At 53.1% G+C, this 3,474-nt stretch carries 4 protein-coding genes; 1 reads left to right on the top strand and 3 read right to left on the bottom strand.

The window, feature by feature from the left end:
- Positions 1-52 precede the first annotated feature (52 nt).
- A complete protein-coding gene (locus tag OGY07_RS08285; RefSeq protein ID WP_001067855.1) occupies positions 53-757 on the bottom strand; it encodes an IS6-like element IS26 family transposase in 705 nt (234 codons plus the stop codon).
- A 549-nt stretch (positions 758-1,306) separates the two neighbouring features.
- On the bottom strand, positions 1,307-2,320 hold the full coding sequence (intI1, locus tag OGY07_RS08280) for a class 1 integron integrase IntI1 (protein ID WP_000845048.1): 1,014 nt from the start codon (positions 2,318-2,320) through the stop codon (positions 1,307-1,309).
- 155 nt (positions 2,321-2,475) lie between these two features.
- Here intI1 and dfrA14 point away from each other — a divergent pair, with 155 nt between their 5' ends.
- A complete protein-coding gene (dfrA14, locus tag OGY07_RS08275; RefSeq protein ID WP_004201280.1) occupies positions 2,476-2,949 on the top strand; it encodes a trimethoprim-resistant dihydrofolate reductase DfrA14 in 474 nt (157 codons plus the stop codon).
- A 166-nt stretch (positions 2,950-3,115) separates the two neighbouring features.
- Here dfrA14 and OGY07_RS23460 read toward each other — a convergent pair.
- The coding region (locus tag OGY07_RS23460) for a hypothetical protein (protein ID WP_496264408.1) at positions 3,116-3,474 on the bottom strand (359 nt) is incomplete at its 5' end.

Raw genomic sequence — 3,474 nt, 5'->3', positions numbered from 1 at the left:
GGCACTGTTGCAAAGTTAGCGATGAGGCAGCCTTTTGTCTTATTCAAAGGCCTTACATTTCAAAAACTCTGCTTACCAGGCGCATTTCGCCCAGGGGATCACCATAATAAAATGCTGAGGCCTGGCCTTTGCGTAGTGCACGCATCACCTCAATACCTTTGATGGTGGCGTAAGCCGTCTTCATGGATTTAAATCCCAGCGTGGCGCCGATTATCCGTTTCAGTTTGCCATGATCGCATTCAATCACGTTGTTCCGGTACTTAATCTGTCGGTGTTCAACGTCAGACGGGCACCGGCCTTCGCGTTTGAGCAGAGCAAGCGCGCGACCATAGGCGGGCGCTTTATCCGTGTTGATGAATCGCGGGATCTGCCACTTCTTCACGTTGTTGAGGATTTTACCCAGAAACCGGTATGCAGCTTTGCTGTTACGACGGGAGGAGAGATAAAAATCGACAGTGCGGCCCCGGCTGTCGACGGCCCGGTACAGATACGCCCAGCGGCCATTGACCTTCACGTAGGTTTCATCCATGTGCCACGGGCAAAGATCGGAAGGGTTACGCCAGTACCAGCGCAGCCGTTTTTCCATTTCAGGCGCATAACGCTGAACCCAGCGGTAAATCGTGGAGTGATCGACATTCACTCCGCGTTCAGCCAGCATCTCCTGCAGCTCACGGTAACTGATGCCGTATTTGCAGTACCAGCGTACGGCCCACAGAATGATGTCACGCTGAAAATGCCGGCCTTTGAATGGGTTCATGTGCAGCTCCATCAGCAAAAGGGGATGATAAGTTTATCACCACCGACTATTTGCAACAGTGCCGATAGATTTGCTCACATCCAGCTTTTGTTAGTTCGTCAACCTGGTGCGCCACATCCTGAAGATGCGTAGATTTACGTGCATAGCCGATTTTCATTCTTTTCTCGCTAATTAGTTATGGGGTTATTGTTATGTTGATACAGTAACGAGTTTTGTTACATGAGGGGAGTCATTTTTCGGGAGAAGTCAGGACTTTTCAAGACTGTCACAAAAACCATCGTTTTTGATACATTAATTTAACCAATAGGTTGCAGATCAAATCGCCTGTAACAGCCTTTCTGGCTGTTTGTCGTTTTCAGAAGACGGCTGCACTGAACGTCAGAAGCCGACTGCACTATAGCAGCGGAGGGGTTGGATCCATCAGGCAACGACGGGCTGCTGCCGGCCATCAGCGGACGCAGGGAGGACTTTCCGCAACCGGCCGTTCGATGCGGCACCGATGGCCTTCGCGCAGGGGTAGTGAATCCGCCAGGATTGACTTGCGCTGCCCTACCTCTCACTAGTGAGGGGCGGCAGCGCATCAAGCGGTGAGCGCACTCCGGCACCGCCAACTTTCAGCACATGCGTGTAAATCATCGTCGTAGAGACGTCGGAATGGCCGAGCAGATCCTGCACGGTTCGAATGTCGTAACCGCTGCGGAGCAAGGCCGTCGCGAACGAGTGGCGGAGGGTGTGCGGTGTGGCGGGCTTCGTGATGCCTGCTTGTTCTACGGCACGTTTGAAGGCGCGCTGAAAGGTCTGGTCATACATGTGATGGCGACGCACGACACCGCTCCGTGGATCGGTCGAATGCGTGTGCTGCGCAAAAACCCAGAACCACGGCCAGGAATGCCCGGCGCGCGGATACTTCCGCTCAAGGGCGTCGGGAAGCGCAACGCCGCTGCGGCCCTCGGCCTGGTCCTTCAGCCACCATGCCCGTGCACGCGACAGCTGCTCGCGCAGGCTGGGTGCCAAGCTCTCGGGTAACATCAAGGCCCGATCCTTGGAGCCCTTGCCCTCCCGCACGATGATCGTGCCGTGATCGAAATCCAGATCCTTGACCCGCAGTTGCAAACCCTCACTGATCCGCATGCCCGTTCCATACAGAAGCTGGGCGAACAAACGATGCTCGCCTTCCAGAAAACCGAGGATGCGAACCACTTCATCCGGGGTCAGCACCACCGGCAAGCGCCGCGACGGCCGAGGTCTTCCGATCTCCTGAAGCCAGGGCAGATCCGTGCACAGCACCTTGCCGTAGAAGAACAGCAAGGCCGCCAATGCCTGACGATGCGTGGAGACCGAAACCTTGCGCTCGTTCGCCAGCCAGGACAGAAATGCCTCGACTTCGCTGCTGCCCAAGGTTGCCGGGTGACGCACACCGTGGAAACGGATGAAGGCACGAACCCAGTGGACATAAGCCTGTTCGGTTCGTAAACTGTAATGCAAGTAGCGTATGCGCTCACGCAACTGGTCCAGAACCTTGACCGAACGCAGCGGTGGTAACGGCGCAGTGGCGGTTTTCATGGCTTGTTATGACTGTTTTTTTGTACAGTCTATGCCTCGGGCATCCAAGCAGCAAGCGCGTTACGCCGTGGGTCGATGTTTGATGTTATGGAGCAGCAACGATGTTACGCAGCAGGGCAGTCGCCCTAAAACAAAGTTAACCCAGGATGAGAACCTTGAAAGTATCATTGATGGCTGCGAAAGCGAAAAACGGCGTGATTGGTTGCGGTCCAGACATACCCTGGTCCGCGAAAGGGGAGCAGCTACTTTTTAAAGCATTGACCTACAATCAGTGGCTTCTGGTGGGTCGCAAGACGTTTGAATCTATGGGCGCACTCCCCAATAGGAAATACGCGGTCGTTACCCGCTCAGGTTGGACATCAAATGATGACAATGTAGTTGTATTTCAGTCAATCGAAGAGGCCATGGACAGGCTAGCTGAATTCACCGGTCACGTTATAGTGTCTGGTGGCGGAGAAATTTACCGAGAAACATTACCCATGGCCTCTACGCTCCACTTATCGACGATCGACATCGAGCCAGAGGGGGATGTTTTCTTCCCGAGTATTCCAAATACCTTCGAAGTTGTTTTTGAGCAACACTTTACTTCAAACATTAACTATTGCTATCAAATTTGGAAAAAGGGTTAACAAAGCTATGCAATCGACGGCAAAAAGCTTCGTTCGCTTCGCGCACTACGCCTTTTCCGCGATTGATAGCGACGTTATGTGAATATTGAAATGAGCATTCCAAAGAAAGGAAGTAGAAAAATTATCGTGGGCGAAAATGAGTTTTTGTGGCTCATTAGGTCAAAACTCACATATTCGCAGGACTGTTTAGGTACAGAAATGACTGCGGTCGTTGAACCGGATGCCGGTCCTCACTGATGAAGAAGTGAACACCGTACGGGAATCGTGCCGGCAGCTTGGAGCTATCGGCCGGAACCTCAACCAGGTGGCCAGGGCCTTGAACATCGAGTTCAGGGAAAGTGACAAGCTCAAGCAAGAGGCCATCGAAAAACTGGCCGAACGGATCGACCAGCATTTGGACCATGTGTCTGAGCTGTTCGATAAGACCTGGAGCCGGTGGCACGATTGTCATTTTCAGAAGACGACTGCACCAGTTGATTGGGCGTAATGGCTGTTGTGCAGCCAGCTCCTGACAGTTCAATATCA

Origin of the sequence: Citrobacter sp. Cs237, assembly GCF_030332325.1 — a bacterium.
Taxonomy (GTDB): Bacteria; Pseudomonadota; Gammaproteobacteria; order Enterobacterales; family Enterobacteriaceae; genus Citrobacter_A; species Citrobacter_A sedlakii.
This window is presented reverse-complemented; position numbering and strand designations above follow the sequence as displayed.